The sequence below is a fragment of the Enterococcus sp. S22(2020) genome (assembly GCF_020295385.1).
Classification (GTDB): Bacteria; Bacillota; Bacilli; order Lactobacillales; family Enterococcaceae; genus Enterococcus_L; species Enterococcus_L dunnyi.
Genome location: NZ_JACFUD010000003.1, coordinates 68,878 through 86,880 on the forward strand (window position 1 = coordinate 68,878; position 18,003 = coordinate 86,880).

The 18,003-nt window shown below is 35.1% G+C and carries 18 protein-coding genes and 1 other RNA gene; 14 read left to right on the forward strand and 5 right to left on the reverse strand.

The genetic code is table 11. The annotated features are described in order from the left end of the window. Positions 1-225: 225 nt before the first annotated feature. From H3T55_RS06095 to H3T55_RS06110, 4 genes are all read left to right on the forward strand, one after another. A complete protein-coding gene (locus H3T55_RS06095) occupies positions 226-2,937 on the forward strand; it encodes a BspA family leucine-rich repeat surface protein (RefSeq protein WP_225533781.1) in 2,712 nt (903 codons plus the stop codon). Positions 2,938-2,939: 2 nt separating this feature from the next. Next, positions 2,940-3,455 (forward strand): hypothetical protein, encoded by a 516-nt coding sequence (locus H3T55_RS06100; protein WP_225533782.1) that lies wholly within the window; start codon positions 2,940-2,942, stop codon positions 3,453-3,455. A 107-nt stretch (positions 3,456-3,562) separates the two neighbouring features. Next, positions 3,563-4,228, forward strand: a complete 666-nt coding sequence (locus H3T55_RS06105; RefSeq protein WP_225533783.1) for a hypothetical protein — start codon at positions 3,563-3,565, stop codon at positions 4,226-4,228. Between the two features lie 33 nt (positions 4,229-4,261). Next, positions 4,262-4,591 (forward strand): hypothetical protein, encoded by a 330-nt coding sequence (locus H3T55_RS06110; RefSeq protein ID WP_225533785.1) that lies wholly within the window; start codon positions 4,262-4,264, stop codon positions 4,589-4,591. A gap of 24 nt (positions 4,592-4,615) precedes the next feature. Here the strand turns inward: H3T55_RS06110 and H3T55_RS06115 are convergent, their stop codons facing one another. Beyond that, a complete protein-coding gene (locus tag H3T55_RS06115) occupies positions 4,616-5,737 on the reverse strand; it encodes a M56 family metallopeptidase (RefSeq protein WP_225533786.1) in 1,122 nt (373 codons plus the stop codon). Continuing rightward, positions 5,734-6,108: a BlaI/MecI/CopY family transcriptional regulator gene (locus H3T55_RS06120; protein WP_225533787.1), complete on the reverse strand. Its 375-nt coding sequence runs from the start codon at positions 6,106-6,108 to the stop codon at positions 5,734-5,736. Before H3T55_RS06120 ends, H3T55_RS06115 begins: the two co-directional genes overlap by 4 nt. Positions 6,109-6,299: 191 nt before the next feature. On the opposite strand from H3T55_RS06120, the gene H3T55_RS06125 reads away from it, so the two are divergent. The 3 genes from H3T55_RS06125 (at position 6,300) to H3T55_RS06135 (ending at position 8,510) form a co-directional block, all read left to right on the forward strand. Then, on the forward strand, positions 6,300-7,184 hold the full coding sequence (locus H3T55_RS06125) for a DUF5067 domain-containing protein (protein WP_225533788.1): 885 nt from the start codon (positions 6,300-6,302) through the stop codon (positions 7,182-7,184). 27 nt (positions 7,185-7,211) lie between these two features. Next, positions 7,212-7,715: an LURP-one-related/scramblase family protein gene (locus H3T55_RS06130; protein WP_225533789.1), complete on the forward strand. Its 504-nt coding sequence runs from the start codon at positions 7,212-7,214 to the stop codon at positions 7,713-7,715. Positions 7,716-7,859: 144 nt separating this feature from the next. After that, positions 7,860-8,510 (forward strand): DUF1266 domain-containing protein, encoded by a 651-nt coding sequence (locus H3T55_RS06135; protein ID WP_225533791.1) that lies wholly within the window; start codon positions 7,860-7,862, stop codon positions 8,508-8,510. A gap of 581 nt (positions 8,511-9,091) precedes the next feature. On the opposite strand, the gene H3T55_RS06140 is transcribed toward H3T55_RS06135, so the two are convergent. After that, positions 9,092-10,456 carry a TrkH family potassium uptake protein gene (locus tag H3T55_RS06140; protein ID WP_225533792.1) on the reverse strand — a complete coding sequence of 455 codons (1,365 nt, stop codon included), beginning with the start codon at positions 10,454-10,456 and terminating at the stop codon, positions 9,092-9,094. A 256-nt stretch (positions 10,457-10,712) separates the two neighbouring features. Here H3T55_RS06140 and treP point away from each other — a divergent pair, with 256 nt between their 5' ends. After that, complete coding sequence (treP, locus tag H3T55_RS06145; protein ID WP_225533793.1) at positions 10,713-12,182, forward strand: PTS system trehalose-specific EIIBC component; 1,470 nt, start codon at positions 10,713-10,715, stop codon at positions 12,180-12,182. A 160-nt stretch (positions 12,183-12,342) separates the two neighbouring features. Next, entirely contained in the window at positions 12,343-13,347 is a 1,005-nt protein-coding gene (locus H3T55_RS06150; RefSeq protein WP_225533794.1) for a nucleoid-associated protein, read from the forward strand. Between the two features lie 65 nt (positions 13,348-13,412). Here H3T55_RS06150 and H3T55_RS06155 read toward each other — a convergent pair whose 3' ends face one another. Next, a complete protein-coding gene (locus tag H3T55_RS06155; RefSeq protein ID WP_087640304.1) occupies positions 13,413-13,769 on the reverse strand; it encodes a YxeA family protein in 357 nt (118 codons plus the stop codon). A 182-nt stretch (positions 13,770-13,951) separates the two neighbouring features. On the opposite strand from H3T55_RS06155, the gene H3T55_RS06160 reads away from it, so the two are divergent. Both H3T55_RS06160 and H3T55_RS06165 read left to right on the forward strand, forming a co-directional pair. Then, complete coding sequence (locus H3T55_RS06160) at positions 13,952-14,656, forward strand: zinc metallopeptidase (RefSeq protein ID WP_087640303.1); 705 nt, start codon at positions 13,952-13,954, stop codon at positions 14,654-14,656. A gap of 74 nt (positions 14,657-14,730) precedes the next feature. After that, the gene (locus H3T55_RS06165; protein ID WP_087640302.1) at positions 14,731-15,066 is read left to right on the forward strand and encodes a hypothetical protein; all 336 of its coding nucleotides are present in this window, start codon (positions 14,731-14,733) and stop codon (positions 15,064-15,066) included. Positions 15,067-15,210: 144 nt separating this feature from the next. Here H3T55_RS06165 and H3T55_RS06170 read toward each other — a convergent pair whose 3' ends face one another. Beyond that, positions 15,211-16,065 carry a helix-turn-helix domain-containing protein gene (locus H3T55_RS06170; protein WP_225533795.1) on the reverse strand — a complete coding sequence of 285 codons (855 nt, stop codon included), beginning with the start codon at positions 16,063-16,065 and terminating at the stop codon, positions 15,211-15,213. 80 nt (positions 16,066-16,145) lie between these two features. On the opposite strand from H3T55_RS06170, the gene tadA reads away from it, so the two are divergent. The 3 genes from tadA to H3T55_RS06185 all read left to right on the forward strand — a co-directional run bounded on the left by tadA (position 16,146) and on the right by H3T55_RS06185 (position 17,996). Beyond that, a complete protein-coding gene (gene tadA, locus H3T55_RS06175; protein ID WP_225533796.1) occupies positions 16,146-16,658 on the forward strand; it encodes a tRNA adenosine(34) deaminase TadA in 513 nt (170 codons plus the stop codon). A 40-nt stretch (positions 16,659-16,698) separates the two neighbouring features. Further along, an RNA gene (gene ffs / locus H3T55_RS06180) (signal recognition particle sRNA small type) lies at positions 16,699-16,783 on the forward strand. 220 nt (positions 16,784-17,003) lie between these two features. Next, a complete protein-coding gene (locus H3T55_RS06185) occupies positions 17,004-17,996 on the forward strand; it encodes a hypothetical protein (protein WP_225533797.1) in 993 nt (330 codons plus the stop codon). The last annotated feature ends 7 nt before the right edge of the window (positions 17,997-18,003 follow it).

An 18,003-nucleotide genomic window follows, 5' to 3' on the forward strand; every position in this document is an offset into this window, starting at 1 on the left:
AAAATTTGTTCCCAATAATCCATGCTATGATAACAGAGTAATTTGGGGCTGTAAAGTGACTATTTGAGTGTGTTGATGGCTAAAAGTAATCATCATTATTCGATAGGAAACCTTGGTTTAAAAAGGAATGCTGAGCAGATATATAAATCAGAAATGAGTAAACAATCAAATATGTTCATTCCAAAGGCAGCATAATTATGAATTCATTTGTTAGGAGGAAATTACTTGAAGAAGTTCATTTTATTATCGATGATCATTTCTCAATTTGTCGTTACACCAATTGATTTAAGTGTTCAAAAAGTAGAGGAGAAAGACCAGAAAGTCAAACATACATTAGAGGATACGGATGTAGAGAATACGATTGAGAGTACAAACGGAAATGATCAGTCAAAGAATAATGTCTCAGAAATAAAACAAGAAGAAAATGCCGAACAGCAAGCAACAGTTCCTTCAGGAGAGAATTGGAGGGTGACAACTGAAGGAACACTTGAAATTTTTGGTGGACTGGTTATTGGAACCGATTTAGATGGACAAACGTCTTCATGGGAAAACTATAAAGATCAAATTGTAAAAATAGTGTTTACTGAACCAACAGAAATTCGTTCACAAACGAATGTTTTTAATCAATACCCTAATCTAGTTGAAATTGACGGATTGGAATTTTGTAATATTAATGGATTAACAGATTTAAGTGACATGTTTTCAGGGGATTTCAAATTAGAAACACTTAACTTGAGTAATTTCGATACAAGCAATGTGACCAATATGAGTCGTATGTTTAGCGATTGTGCTCGTTTGACTGAGTTGAATCTAACTAGTTTTAACACAAATAATGTTACTGATATGGATGCTATGTTTTCCGGCTGTACCTCTTTGACAAACGTAGATTTATCTAATGCCTCGTCTCAGAAATTGACACTAGAAGGTTCAAACAATCTATTTGGCATACCTGATTCTCCTAAAAGTGTTGCTCCTATCATGAATTTAAGCTTGAATGAGAAATTTGAATTAACAGAAAATATGCAGCTACGTTTATGGTCGGAAGATATCCAGTGGCTCGATCAAAATAATATCAAACTAGCTACGACGAAAGATTTAGTCGACTACCATAATGACCAAGCGATTACAAATTCTTATCGCATCGATTCATCGCTTAGTTTAACTTTTGAAACTAACGGCGGGACTACGATTGCATCTCAAGAGATAGTAGCTGGTGAAAAATGGACAGAACCTGAGCACCCGACAAAAACAGGTTTTGTATTTGCTGGTTGGTATAGTGATAAAGAATTGACTACGCGTTTTGATTTTGGAAAAGAAGTAACCTCTTCTGAAGTTGCATATGCCAAATGGGAGCAAGTTACTATTGAGGTAAATACAATCAACATTCCAGCGGGAACGCGTCAAAATTTAATTCAAAAAAATGAGTTTATTAAATCAATAAAGATAGGTGATCACATGTTATCTCCCAATGACTATACAGTGGAATTAGAGAATACAGTAGACACTAGCCTGATGAAAACTGTAAGTACGGCATTAAAAATCACGCTAATCAATGATGAATGGAATCAAATTTTGTCCACAACTGCTCAAGCAAAAATTATTTATGGAAGTACGATTTTAACCAATTCAGCAGCAAATAATAAACCGGATGTGGCTTCTAGTTTATTAAACGCAGGGGATAGACCGTATTTGGTTGCGACTCAAGCAACAGGGTTATCAACCTATCCAGGACTAGTTTCTAGACCAAGTATGAATGTCTATAGAGGAGACTTGGCACATAGAGTTTTGAATGTTTCGTACCAAACAGTAGGTAATAAGCCACTTGCTTTGCTGGGGATTTGGAACGAGCGATTTGATAAAGCAGTTTTAGAATACGGAGATGTTGCTGAGTATACGGTCTTCAATTTCGCTGTCGGAAATAAAAATGAAAATGGAAATAACACTTGGATTTCAAGAGATGAAAAATTGACTAGAGAAGCAAGAGGGTACCCAAAAGCCTACTATGAGTTAACGAAAGATGAAGGGTATCGTCTACTTCAAGTTAATCAACTACAAGTAAAAAATGGAGTAAGAGTCCCATTAGGAATTTCTTTAGAAGAAATGAACCAAAGAATAAATGAATTTATCACTATTCCAGCGAATATCATAAACCCAGAAAAATTGTCCTTTAGGTTTAAAGATATAGGAAATACCAATACGAGTGGAAGCTCAAAGAAAGCAATCATTGAAGTATCTGAAAAATTAGCTTCAGGTGGCACTTTTTCGTTGGATTACGACGTTACTTATACAATTAATCCAGTGGTTACAGAAAAATTTGTTGATGATAGTCAAAATGAATTGAAAGAGAGTATAAATACAGAATTTGAGCTAAATGGTTCTTATGATCCAAAACCGGAAAACTATTTAACGATAGAAGGTGTACTTTATCGATATGTTGGATGGAAAACGTCAATGAATGATGAATTGAAACCAGACAAACCAGAGGGCACAACAAAGGAGACAACGTATATCTATGTCTATGAACAAGCAGATGGTTTAATCCAAGTTACTATGCCGACTGTTATGGCGTTTGGGACCTATGATAAAACGGAAGAAATCCAATCCAAACCATTTGAGTTGATCAATCATTCTAAAAAAATAAATACTGAGATCATTTTAGATCAGTTTGAAGAAAATGATTCGGATGTCTATTTTTTAACAGAAGAAGAAGTGGATCCGTCCGATGAAGATGCTGCTGCCCGTTTGAATTTAAGTGTAGATAAAAAAGTACAAATTAGCAGTTTAAGCCAGCAGACAGAAAGTCAGTCACTTTCTAAACTATCGCCGGAAGAGAAGCTGACACTGAACTTCTCGGGAACCTATTTTGGTGATTTCAATCGATCCTATCGATCAAGTTGTACATTAAAACTGAGATTTAGAGCACTTGAAGGAGCTTGAAGATGAATATGAACAAAAAAAATAAGATACAGATCGGTCTAATTGTTCTTTTGCTTTTTTTCATCATTGGTGGAGGTGTCATATACAAAAATATGAAAAAGGAACCAAAAAATATTATTGCGGGTACATTTTTACCAGAAGGAAAAGATGCCAAGGAAATGAATGCGGAAGAATTAAAAAAAGCAGCGGAACATGAAATCGATGCGTCAAATTTTACACTGTCTATTTACCCGGAAGCAATATTTGAAACAAGTGATGACAAGGGAAAACTGTTTATTCGTAATGAGCCAACAAATGTTTATCCTATTGCTGTAGAAATTGTAGAAGATAAAACACAGGAAATAATCTACAAATCAGGTGCAATTCAACCAGGTTATGAAATAACTGAAGGCAAATTATCAAAAAAATTAGGCAAGGGTACCTATAAGTGTACTGCGAATGTCTCGATTTTTGATCCAAAGACAAAAAAATATAGAGGCCAAACGGCGGCTGAAATGACCGTTGAAGTAAAAAACTAAGGAGGCTAACAATGACTGTGATGATTCAGCTGCAAAAGTTTTTATGGTAAAAAGACTATTTGACCAATAATAAAACTTTTAAATAAATCAATGAAAGAGGTAGGGATATGTTAAAGAAAAAAATTGTAGTAAGTGGATTAGTTTTAGTGGTTACGAGTTTTAGTTTTGCTGGACAAGTATTAGCTTATGAAGGAGAAGGTGAGACGCAAACTATTGAGGGTGAAAAAAATGCTCCTACAACTGGTGACGTGATCACTCGTGGACAATTGGGAGATATTGATCCAACCGATCCAGGAACAGAGCTGCCGGAAGGAGATGACCGTTGGGTGAAAGTAACGTTGCCAACCACCGTTATTTTTTATACTGAAAATTCTGATACGATCACTTCACCAGAATCGTTTGCGATCAAAAATGAATCTGCTCGCCCGGTAAAAGTAGATGTTGAAAGTTATCAATTTGAAGGAGGTGCAGATGTAGAGGTTGAGCCTTTAACATTATTAAACATAAAGAGTTCATCGAATAATCAAACGATACAATTAGTGCAAAACGGGAAACCTACTGTTACTACAGGAACAGAAATGGTTCGTTTAGCAAATAGTGAAGGTGAAATGGATGGGGCAGGAAAACCCAGTACAACTAATTTTTCTTTCTTAGGTACAGTTGATCATTCAAAAGTAACAACGGAAAATCAAAACCTGAATTCAACACTGAAATTTAAATTTACTCCTTTAAGACTAGATGGTCAAACGGTTGAAGAAGCATCTGCTAAATAGTGAATGGGTAATGATCACGAAAGGAGAAGTTAAATGAAGCGAATGAACTATTCAAACTATTTCATAGTAACGCTCCTTATTCTTTTAACTCTATTGGTAGACGTTAAAGGTGAAGTGTATGCTGCAAGTGCAGAAATTCAAATCACAGGCAAATTGAAAGAAACAGAACTAAATCCTTTCCGTCCTGCCTTACCAGATAAATCAAAGGATAAAACGATTCCTGAATATAAACAAACGATTATCAAAGAGGATTTACCAGGGACAGGTGAAGTTTTTTCAATGAAAGTGCTGATGATAGGTTTTCTAGTTCTTGTTTTATTTCTCTTGATCAATGTTCGTTTATACAAAAAGAAGGCCGAATGAACAGGCCTTCTTTTTTTGTATAAACTAAGAGAACGGACGTCCTAAGGGTTTTTTAGTTGCGTCCACTTCATCAGAAGATTCGCTAGTTGATGGTGCATCAGTTGGTTTGTCAATAGGCAGCGTTTTTTGGGGTGCCGTATAAGCGCCTAAAATAATGGCACTAAAAATAAGGATCATAGCAGAAAAAACTGAGGTCAGTCGTTTAAGATGTTGATCATTATGAGTATTTATAAGTACATCTAATCGTTTTTTGATTTCGTTTGTATTCTCATATAATGTGACAGAAGCTACTTTTTCATTGTATTTATTCGGCATCTTGGCCATTTCTATCAATGTTGTACCATAATCGAATTGCTGCTCTTTTGTATAATGATTTGTCGTGCTTTCATCACAGGCGTATTCACATTCTTGATTCAAAGCCTTTGCAATGAAATATACAGTCGGGTTAAACCAATGAACACAAAGAATCAATTGCATAAACCATTTATAGATCAAATCCTTATTCTTATAATGAGTAAGTTCATGTGAAAGGATATGATATAACTGCACCTCAGTTAGTGATACACGAGGTAACACGATATAGCTTTTTTTGATCCCTAATAAAAGTGGGGACGAAATAAGTGCTGATGTATAAAGCTCTACAGTGGTATGGATCTTTTTTTCTTCACAGATGGTACTGAGCGTGTCAAGTATCAAGGGATCATCTACAGGGTGCCAGTCTGCTTTGATATACTTCGAAAAACTTTGATACTTCGTGATTTTTTGAATGAGGAAACCAAAGCCGATCACTAGCCAAATATATAAAACATATGGCGCAATATTTTTGCTTTTACTTCCCATAACAACATTGTCACCGATCACAACATTGTCTCCAACGATAACAGCAGGATTTTTACGATCCTTTGGTCCAAAAAAAGTTGTATAAATATTGGAGGACTCAAATGTTGAAAAGGATTTTCCGATTATACTTTGTTCTGGAGAGATAGGGAGGATCAAGCGCAATAATACGATCAATAAAAGATAGTAGTATACACGATGTAAGACTTTTTTTGACAAGATTCGTCTGAAGAGTGTCCAAATACCAAATAAAATAGTACCTGAAAGACTAAGGGAAACAAGCAGCATCAATAGTTTTACACTAGTCATTCTTTATTTTTTTCCCAATATTCTTTTAGATCCTCAATTTCTCTATCAGAAATCAATTCATTTTCTACCAAAGTTGCAATCAATCCTTTTACTTCACCCTCATAAACTTTCCCCACAAAGTCTTTTGTTTCTTGTTCTAAATATCCCTTCTCAGTTAATAGAGCGATATATTCATTTCGTCTCCCCTTTTTTTGAACAGCTAAAACTTGTTTTTCTGTCAAGCGAGCTAAAAAAGTCAGAATCGTATTGTTTTTCCATTTAACTTCTTTTTTATGCAGCTCGTCAACGATGTCAGAAAACATCATTTGTCCATCATGAGCCCAGATAATTCTTAGGATCTCTAATTCTGAATCTGATATTTTAGGTGCCATACAAGCTCTCCTTTTCATTTTGTTTATCTTATTTTGGTTTCAAATAAGACGAATAACTCAATTATAACACGACTATTGACAAATTAGAAAAGTGCATGATAATATAACTACATGATGTAGGTTTAAAAAGTACTTTTATAAAATTCTAGAATTGACAGATCTATATCAAAATTGAAAAAGGAGACAATTATGTGAAAAATAAGTGGTTGCTCACTGTCTTTGTCTTATTGGAACTACTTAGTATGACTGCATGTTCAACACCGATCAATCATGTCCAAGATGACGGAAAAACAAAAGTCTTAAAGGATTCATCTATAGCTCAGGAGCAACTTTATGGAGAATTATCAAGTTTAGTGAGTTTTCCCAAACAGATCAAGATGTCCGACTTCTTTAATAAGAAGATATCATTTGTTGTTAAAGCACAAGGAGAACCTTACCAAATAGAGTCAAAAGATAAAACGCTAAATGGGGTTTGGTATATCCCGGTGTTTATGATGCGAAATCCAAAAAAACCGATCTATTTAGATGTATCTAATATAAAAAAAGAGGAATGGCCAAAAGACGGGGAGATCCTAAAGGTAGATGGGGTACCGATCGGCTACCTATATACAAGCTACCAAAATGAACGACTAGATTTACTTGATATCAAAGCACAAAAAATCAAAAAAGTGGTGGACTCAGAAAAAGAAGTAGCGACAAAACAAATCATCGAGACGCAAACCTATAGGATAGAATTTAATGGAGTGGATAGTCTTCTAGATTCATTTAATGAAGCTAGTATGATCGTCTATTATCATTTCAAAAATAAAAAACAGCACGCAGCGATCTCGCCACTCAAAACATATTTTCAATTTAGCCAAAATAATGAAGTATTAGAACCGACCTTTATTTCGTTGGATAATGAGTTATTAGATCCAAAAGCAATCAATAGAGATAGCTTGGAATCAGGGGAAGAAATGCTCTATTATGAAGTTTACAAACTTAAAAATGAAGAAATACCAGTAATTGTTCGTACATTTGATGATGAATATACATTATTGAATGAGTTAGAAATGCCTATCAAAAAAATGAAATAAGAATCAAAGATAATAAGGAGATAGTACATGAAATATATTGTGAAACAAAAGTTGGTTGCGTTAAAGCCTACGTATGAGATTTTAGATGCCTCAGGCAATCCATTATATAAAGTAAAAGGAAGTTTTTTAGGACGAGAAAGTTTTGAAATTACTGATTTGGATGGAGAGACTTTGGCTATGTGTAAAACAAATGTCAATGTTTTGAGTATGATCGGTTCATTTTTAAGATACAATTTCAAAAAGTATCACATTTCAGTTGATGGTGAATCCGTTTTATCTATTGCTCGCTCACTAAATATTTTTAGCTATAAATTTGCAATCAATTCAGTGCTTGGTGATGTAAGTTTAGGTTATGGGATGACAGGAAGTCATCAGTTCAAATTACAAGAAAAAGTTATTTGTGATATAGATAAAAGAAAATTGACTTTAGGTGGAGATGAATATCATATTGAAGTAGATGATACTCAGGATCACAAAACGTTTTTATTAACAGCGATTGCTCTAGATCGTATTTACTATACCAAAAGATAAGCAACAAATAACTAGCTTATTCATTTACACATTGTTATGAGTTGTAAACGTTATTATTTAAACCTTTTTTCTATGTTGGGTATATGGCAAAATAAAAGAGAGTATGTTTTTATACTTTCAGAAGATAAACAAAGGAGAAAAGCTATGTGGTTTAAAAAGAAAATAGAAGTACCTTCGGAAATTATTGATTTCAATGTTTTTCCACCGGAAAAAGAAAAATTACTTTGTATTGGAGCCGCTGTTAGCAGGTTTGCCGAAGCGAAAAGGGCGATTCAACCAAATTATTTGAAACTATATTTTCCAGAAAAATACAAGAAGAACATTGTTAAGTATTGGTTGCCGATGTTTGGGATTTCAACGGGGGAGAATGCCAAAGCGTTGATCGAAAGCTGGATTAGTGAAAATAGTTATGCAGCAGTGGTTTCTGAGGGTACGAAAGGCAAAGTGCAAAAAGAAATTCAAAAAGCAGCTCGTAAACAGGAGACTGACGTACAAGTATTAATGAGTGCTTCTGAAAAAATCAGTGATTCAGGTGCATTTGATTTGGAGCGATTAGGCTATATCATTCGTGTGTGCTTTACACTTGATCTTATCAAGGAGCAGGATGCCTGGAGGTATTTAGAGATACTTTATAAATTAGCTCAGGAGCATTATGAAAACTGGGAAGAATATATTGTTAGTTATAGCAATGAAAATGAAGCAATGAATACTAGCTGGTATAAAGACATCATTATAGATTATTTAGCGATAAAACAAGGAAAAGAAAATATTTTTGATAAATATCCTTTAAAGTGATTGATTATTTTAAGGGAAAACCTACTTTTATTGACGATAAAAAAAGCATTCTCTTATATACATATTTGAAGAGGATGCTATTTTTTTATTATTTATTGTAAGCTCAAAACGCGCATAAACATAAGTTTTAGCGATCATTTTATAAAAAATAAAAACAAATAAGGGTTATTAGTTGCAAAAAAAGAAACAGGCGAGTAATATACAAATATACCAACAACAACCCTTTTTATTTTTTCATTTTACTCGCAAGAGTAAAACTCCTTTTTCCCATCTTCTTAGAAGGTGGGATTTTTTATTTAAATGATAGAATAACAACTTATCATTTAAATAAAATATTGTTTATCATTGATATTTTTTGAAATTAAAAATAAATTATCATTTGAGGGTTATCAGTTGCTATTAATAAGAAAAGATAGTAATATACAAATATACCAACAACAACCCTTTTTATTTTTTCATTTTACTCGCAAGAGTAAAACTCCTTTTCCCATCTTCTTAGAAGGTGGGATTTTTTTGACTAAAAAAATAGTTTAAATTAAAAAAGAAAACATAAAATATTTGAATTTTATGTTTTCTTTTTATTATCCGATCATCACGCTCTCATCAGGATACTTGTATTTGGCTTGTTGCTTTTGTCCTCTTGTCAATAAAGAAAAGCCAACAGTGTAGATGCCTACCCGTCCAATGTACATCAACAGCATGATGATGATTTTGCCAATAAAAGTCAGTTCTGGGGTAAGACCCATTGTTAAGCCAACCGTTCCGAATGCCGAAAATACTTCAAAGGCAATATACTCAATACCGGAGGATTCAGGGATATTTTCCGTAATAGATAAAAGCATGATAGATAATACGCACAAGGTCAATGTAATAAAAAATAGTGTAAGGGCACGGAAAACAGTACTATTTCGAATCGTACGTCCCATAAATTCGGCTCTCGTTCGTCCTTTGAAGATGGAAACTATTTGAATCACTAAAACAGCGAACGTCGTCGTCTTCAATCCGCCTGCAGTCGATCCTGAGGTTCCCCCGATATACATTAAAAAAATAGTTGTGATCAGACCGGCATTTGTCATCTGCATATAATCGATCGAATAATAGCCAGCAGTCCTAGGCGTAACTGACATGAAAAAAGTATTGATCAACCGATCGAAAAAAGTTGTTCCTTCTGTTAATTGACCAGCATTTTTTTCAGTTAAGAAAAAGATGATAAAACCGCCAATAAGTAAAGAAACAGTAGTGATCAAAGCAATTTTAGTATGCAGAGAAAACTTTTGCTTTTTTTTGGCTCTTAATAGATCTTGCCAAACAATAAATCCCAAGCCGCCAGAAATGATCAACGCACCAACAACTAATAAAACAAACGGGTTACTTTGATAAGGGGTCAAGCTATCTCCAAGCAAATCAAATCCAGCATTACAAAAACTTGAAATAGAATGGAAAAGACCGAAAAATAGCCCTTTGCGCCAGCCAAATTCAGGAACAAATTGAATGGAAAGTAGCATAGCTCCCGTCAGTTGAATAATAGCTGCCAATTTGACGACATAAATCATCAAACGAAAAGCACCAGACATATCATCTAAATTAAGCGCTTCACGCAATAAAATACGCGTACTTAGCGTAATTTTTTTTCGAAGAATAAAGTATAGAAGGACAGGCATCGTCATAAATCCCAGCCCGCCGATTTCAATCAACAGCATGATAATCAGCTGTCCGTATGCATTCCAATGAAGTGCGGTATTCAATGTTGTCAATCCAGTCACACAAACAGCAGAAACAGAAGTAAATAAAGCATCGATAAACGGTGTAGACGTACCACTTCGAGAAAAGACTGGTAAGGTAAGTAGAGCGCCTCCTAAAAAAATCAGAAGAATGAACCCTAAAGCAAGAACTTGTACAGCAGATAAACGTTTTTTTAGTTTGATAACAATAGATTTTTTTTTCATTTTTCCCTCGATCAAACCGCTGACACCAGCAGTCTTTTTTGTATTTGATAAATCCAAGTGTATCATTTTCTGAAATAAATTCCAGTGATTTGAGAAATACAAATGAAGTGCTTAGAAATTGTAATAACGCGTATAAATAAGTAGAACGAAATTTTTTTATTTTTTAAAAAGAAAACGCTTGTAAAAAATGAAATAATGCAGTATTATACAAATACAGGGAACTTGTACATACAAGTTAACGGAAAGGAGCAAAGAAATGGGTAAATTTCAAGAAGATGCAAAAAAACTGTTAGAAGATGTTGGAGGAAAAGAAAATATTGCAGCGGTTTCACATTGTGCAACTCGGATGCGCTTTGTATTGAATGATGCGGCTAAAGCTGATACCGCGGCAATCGAGAAAATCCCTTCAGTCAAAGGAACATTTACGAATGCTGGACAATTTCAAGTTATTATTGGTAATGAGGTAGCGCAATTTTATAATGATTTTTCTTCTGTTTCAGGACTTGAAGGCGTTTCCAAAGAACAAGGGAAAGCAGCCGCAAAACAAAATCTAAATCCGGTACAGCGGGCAATTTCTGTATTAGCAGAAATCTTTACACCATTGATTCCAGCTTTGGTAATCGGTGGGCTGATCTTGGGCTTCCGTAATGTTTTAGAAGGAATTCCATTTGGCTTTTTAGATGGACAAAAAATTGTTGAAGTTTCACAATTTTGGAGCGGTGTGAATTCATTCCTATGGCTGATCGGTGAAGCGATTTTCCAATTTTTACCTGTTGGTATCACTTGGAGTATTACGAAAAAAATGGGGACTACTCAAATTCTTGGTATTGTACTAGGGATAACATTAGTCTCTCCACAATTATTAAATGCTTATGCAGTTGCAACGACAGCAGCAGCGGACATTCCATTTTGGGATTTTGGCTTTGCTCACGTGAACATGATCGGTTATCAAGCACAGGTGATTCCTGCAATGCTGGCAGGTTTCCTATTAGCCTATTTGGAAATCTTTTTCAGAAAAGTTATCCCTCAGGCAGTATCGATGATCTTCGTTCCATTGTTTGCTTTGGTACCAACAGTCTTAGCTGCTCATTTAGTTTTAGGTCCAGTAGGTTGGGCAATCGGCAGCTGGGTTTCTGATATTGTAAATGCAGGATTGACGTCTTCAATAAACTGGTTGTTTGGTGCGTTGTTTGGATTCTTGTATGCGCCTTTAGTTATCACTGGTCTACATCATATGACGAATGCGATCGACCTACAATTGATTGCCGATTTCCAAGCAACTAACTTATGGCCGATGATCGCACTTTCCAATATTGCTCAAGGTTCAGCTGTACTTGCTGTCATTTTCATGCACAAAGGAAACAAGGAAGAAGAACAAGTATCGATTCCAGCGATGATCTCATGTTATTTAGGTGTCACTGAACCAGCGATGTTTGGGATCAACTTGAAGTATGTGTATCCTTTTGTCGCGGGCATGATTGGTTCAGCTTGTGCAGGATTATTCTCTACATTATTTGATGTAAAAGCGATCAGTATTGGTGTTGGCGGACTTCCAGGGATTTTATCGATCGTTCCGCAATACTATCTAGTCTTCTTTGGTGCGATGGTGATCGCAGTCGTTGTACCATTCATTTTGACATATATCTTCAGAACAAAAGGAATTTTCAATAAGCTTGATCCTGTAGATGAAGCGACTGGCAAGTTATATGTTGAAGAAAACGCATAAAAATAATTTTTAGCAAAACTATATTCTATCAAGTCGCGAGCCACTGGTTCGTGACTTTTTTACTTTGATATGGTTATAGAAGATATTTCCTAGAAAATAGTTGGCTTTTTCCATTCTTTCAGGTAGACTAAATAAGGTTTAAGAAAAGGGAGAAGGATAGATGGATATTTATTTAAAAAGTGCGATCCTGCATATTATTGATCGTGAGACAGGAACGCCGGTTTTTTCACAAAAGGAATTGGATTTAACGACGGAATATATTCGTGTTTATTTAACGAGTAAGATCACAAAACTTTCGACTGCTCAAACAAAAACAGGGATTTTGGCACAAGAGAGTAAGTTTGTTGAAAAGATGCGCGGGATACCTAATGATTTTATTCAAAAGAGTCAGGATCTAGCTCAGCATTGGTACGATGTTTATTCAGGCAGTGAAGATGCACCAAGTGCGGATGTTTTGTTTGTTCTATATGAGTTGGATACGATCATGCACTTGGCTATGATCAAATTGAATTATAAAGAGAGCTACACTCACTATGTAGATTATGAAGAGGATGCGGTTTACAATAAGCTGATCATCAATCGGGCGATCTTACCTTCAAAATCACAAAAGCCAGATGAAGGAATGACCGTTAATCTTGATTCATTAGCCTATGAGTTGCTTGAAAAACGTTATGAATTTTCAGGAGAAAAAGTTTGGTACTTCTCTGAAAAAGTCATTGAATCAGAACCAGCTCCTTCAATAGAAGAAAACATGAAGGAAATCAAAAAAGCAGTCAAACGTATCGGAAAAAAATTCAATGAAGATGAGTTCGAATTGATTGCTTCTGTTAAAGAAGCTGTATATGAAAGTATCGAAGAAACAGGCACGATCGATAACGAACAAGTCGCTGAGTTAGTCTTTAAAGAAAATATTTCAGCTCGTATGGCATATCAAGAAGAAGTCAATGAATCAAAATTTGTTGATAAAACGCCTCCGGTAAGAGAAGCGAGAGAAATTTCCGAGAAAAAATTTGGGAAGCAAAAGCTAAAAATGAGTAACGGGATCGAATTGATCGTCCCAATCGATGTATATCGTAATGGAGACTTGATCGAATTTGTAAATAATCCTGACGGTACCGTATCTATTGTGTTAAAAAATATTGAAAAAATCAGTAATCAATTATAGGATTATTGAATATGAAAAAAGCGCACAGCGATTTTACTTGTGCGCTTTTTAAACATCTTCTTTCTTTATTCGCTCATGTGAGCTAAAGCTTTTGGAGGAACTTCGTTTTCTTTGACTTCTTCCCAGCTGATCACGCCTTTTCTGGCATTGACTTTCAATTTTAAATAAGCATTGATACGTAAGGGTTTGTCTCTGATTTCACTCATCTTTTGGACGCTTTTTTCACCATTTTTATCGTAGGCATCTTGCGTATAGTCATATTGAGTATATGTTTCGCCAGTTGAAAACTTTCCGTCTTTTATTTCTGTGGGTGTTCCAACTTGGGTATAATAGGCTTTTCCGCCATAATAGTAATTGTATCCAAACCAAGCTGCACCTGTTAATAGTAAGAATGGCAGGATAAAAAGTAATAGTTTTTTCATTCTCTTCACCTCTTAATGGTAGTATGCCTGTTTTTGGCAAAGGAATCCATTGAAATGACTTAAAAAAAAGTGACAGTTTTGTTAGAGGAATCTAGTTCAGCCTTCATAAAATCGTCAAGTTCTGGATACACTTTTTTAAGAAAGACATGATACAATGGAGAAAAGAATAGGGGGAATAAAAAATGGTACCATTTTATGCAATTTTTGATCCGACATATATTTTGGTTATCGTAGGCCTTTTGATTTCAATGGCTGCGTCCGCATATGTAAATAGCACATTTCGAAAATACGACAAAATTCAGAGTCGAAATAATATTACAGGAACTAAAGCGGCTCAATATATTTTACAAGAAGAACACATCAATGATGTCGGGGTACAACAAATCTCAGGAAATTTGACTGATAACTATAATTCAGGTAATAAGATGCTTAGCTTATCAGAAGCAACAGCACAATCGATGTCTGTTGCGGCAATTGGTGTTGCTGCACATGAATGCGGTCATGCGGTTCAGGATCATACAGGATATAGTCCTTTAAAAATTCGGGCGGCAATCGTTCCAGTAGCGAATATCGGTTCATCATTGTCATTTCCGATCATATTGATCGGTGTGCTTTTTAGCTGGAATCAAACCTTGATCAATATTGGTATACTGGCATTTTCTTTGGCTTTGCTTTTTCAATTGGTAACACTTCCTGTTGAATTCAATGCATCAAGACGAGCATTAAAAATTTTGTCTGACGGCAATATTCTAACAGCAGAAGAAGTTCCAATGGCCAGAAAAGTTTTGTTTGCAGCTGCTTTAACATATGTAGCAGCCGCACTAGCAACATTTTTACAATTACTTCGCCTGATCATTTTATTTGGTGGAAATAATCGACGGAATTGATCCTGCTTTTTTATTACCTCAATTTTTAAGAGTGTGTTATCATGATAATAGAGAGTAAGAAGGAGCTGAATGAGATGAAAACATCAACAAAAATCAGTATTGGATTAAGTATTGCAGCAGTGGCTAGTGTATCTGTAGCAGTGATCGCTTCAGAAAAAATCGCAAAAAAAGTTTACCATGTAACCAATCGCTGCAAAGCTAAAAAATTTGTGAATGATAAATTTGGCGGTAATGAAAAATTATTAAGTATCGTTGATAAACTATCTGATGATGAATTGGATTCTATGATGGATGTCTTAGGAAAAGTGAAGGACAGTGGAAAAAAGATTTCTTCATATGGAGAGTCTCTAAAGGATAGTACTGAGAATGTCAAAGATCGTTTATTTAGTTTTATTGATGAATTAATGTAATTTGACCAAAATAGTTATAAAGATGGTGTTGAGACAAAAGTCGGTCAGGTTCGAGGACTTACAAAAGACCTGACTTTTGACCACTGTTTATTACGATTTAGAGTGCGTCACAAAACGGATGTTTAGTTTTGCGACGCACTCCTTTTATTTTGTAATAAGTAAATAGCAAAAGACTAGATCGTCCATTTTTTTTAAGGATAGACCAGTTTGCTCATAAAATTTTTCGATACGATAGTGTAACGTGTTTCGATGCATATATAAGTCTTTAGCAGTAGAGCTAATATTTCCCTGATGATGCCAAAGGGTCAAAATAATTTGTTTGAATTCAGGAGAAAAAACAAGCTGTTTTGAATAGGCTTGGATTATTCGGCTTTCTTTCATACTCTTTTTAGTATAATGATGGATCGCAACATCACTTAAAGAAAAAACAGACTGCGCTTTTAAGTGACTGGATTCCTCTAAGAAAATTTGCTGTTCCTCATGAAAGAGAGCTGATAGATGGTCGTCAGCTGGGTAAAAATTTCCCACGAATGCATTGGTAGAAGAGTCAAAATCAGCATCAAGTGTTAAGAAAATGCTCTGAATATCCGTCAAATGATAGTGATTTTTAGTGTATTGTTCAATCAAAAGCCCGTTATTTTCATCGGTGAAAAAGAAATCTACAAAAGCAGGAAAAATCTCTTTCATGCTTTGCTCCCATTCTTTCTGTAAAAAAGCTTTCGGCTTTTTGAGTTGAAATTGTATAATACGAAACGATCCGCTCGCTTCAACATTTGCCTGATTAAAGAGATAATCAAACCAAGGATGCTTTTTGGGATCCACAGAAAAATTGTTGGATAAAAATAATTTTTGTAGTAAATATAACTCTTTTTCACTTAATATGTCTTTAGCAATGACAAAATAATCGCCATTGATCGGTAATGAAAGCTTGCTGTCGTTTGCTTTTTCTTTTTGAAGTTTTCCTTCAGGGTATAATTTCATTAATTCTTCGATAGTCATAGACACACCTCACTTGTTTATTGTACCATGAATAGGGTTGAATCGTTTAATTATTCTAGTTTGTGAAAGGCGGAAATTACTTGAATGAAAAGACAAGTCATCTAACACAAGAAGCAAAAGAACAATTTATGCTTGAAGCAATCAAAGAAGCAAAAAAGGCAGAAACGCTAAATGAAGTGCCGATCGGTGCGGTTGTTGTGATCGATGGTGAAATCGTTGGGCGGGGGCATAATCTTCGAGAAGATAGTTTAGATGCAACGGCACATGCAGAAATGTTTGCGATCAAAGAAGCTTGTAAGAATATCCAGAACTGGCGCTTGGAGCGCGCACAGCTTTTTGTTACATTAGAACCTTGTCCGATGTGCAGCGGTGCAATGCTTCTTTCTCGTGTGGAAGAAGTCTATTATGGCGCTAAAGATCCAAAAGGGGGGACTGCTGGAACATTGATGAATTTATTGGACGATGATCGTTTCAATCATGTTGCATACGTAGAGTCCGGTATTTTAGAAGAAGAATGCGGCATGTTATTGACTACTTTTTTTCGGAAGTTACGTGAAAAAAAGAAACTTTTAAAAAAACAAAAGAAAGACTAGCCAAGCAATCGAAAATGCGGTATACTAAATCTTGCCGAAAGGCTAGGACAATGGTGGGCTTACGAAGCGTGTCAGATCCGGAAGGAAGCAGCACTAAGTGAGTGCCGCCATGTGTCTGATTGAATTGTTGATTGATCAAAGCCGAGAAGGCTTTTTTTGTTTATATAAAAAGACTGGTACTTCTAACTAAAATTAGATGTGTCAGTCTTTTTTAGCAGAATGATCTCGATCAGTGCGCTTTTAACGACTGAAATATAAGAAATAATGTTAAGGTGATTTGAGAGATTGTCAGATGAGATTTTATTATTATATAATTAAGTTGTTGTAAGGAAAGGGGAGTAAAACATGAGAAAAAGTTTTGTTATAATTATTGTTCTTTTTGCCGTGTTGTCAGGTTGTACAAGCAAAGAAGAGAAGGCAGAATCGGCTTATAAAGAAGGAAATTATCAAGAAGTTGTTACGTTATTAGAGGAAAACAAGGAGAAGTCTGAACAAAGTGAAAGTATCTATTTATTTTCAAAAGCTCAGTTGGCTTTTGAAAAAGAACAATATCAAGAAGTAGTTGACTTGCTTGCTGACAAAAAACTGGATAATAAAGTAAAAGATGCTTATCAAATTTCAAGCGCTCAAGTGAATCTAAAGAAAAAAAAGTATAAAGCGGCTGTTGATTCACTTCAAGGATCAGAGACAAAAGAAGCTGAGGAAATCAGGCAAATAAGTTATTATGAATTATATTTTCCAGAAATTTCAACTCGTCTAATGAACAATGATGCAGAAGGAACATACGAGCAGTTATTAGCGGCTCAAAACGTATTAAACGAAGAAAATATGGATAAATTAAATAAAGTGATCGAAGAGCAAATCAATGATAAGGTCAAGGAATCTGATATCAATAATTTTTATAGTTTGGAGAAATTAGCGGCTCTCCTGAATAAGGAAGAAAAAAATAGTTTGAAAAAGCTCTCAGACTTTATTGGAGAGACTCTTTCTGCAAATGAAAAAAACAAGTTTGATGCATTCATGAATCGCGTTTGGGTGAGAGAAGATGACTCATTGAAGGGACTTAAATTAGCGATTCAGATCTCACAGGAAAATAGCTTTGCCACCATTTTAGAAACATCACCAGAAGCACCGGAATTTAAAGTCAATGATATTAAATGGAGAAATATTCAGTACATCAATAGTACAACTTTTCGTTTTGAGGATTTATCGACCAGTAAAAACTACTCTGAAGCAGTCGGAACGATCGATTATTCTGGGGAGAGTATCGAGGTTCATGTGACTGCCCAAGCCAATGCCATTGGAACGAGTCAACTACTGGTACCTGTGAAAGAATAGACGATCA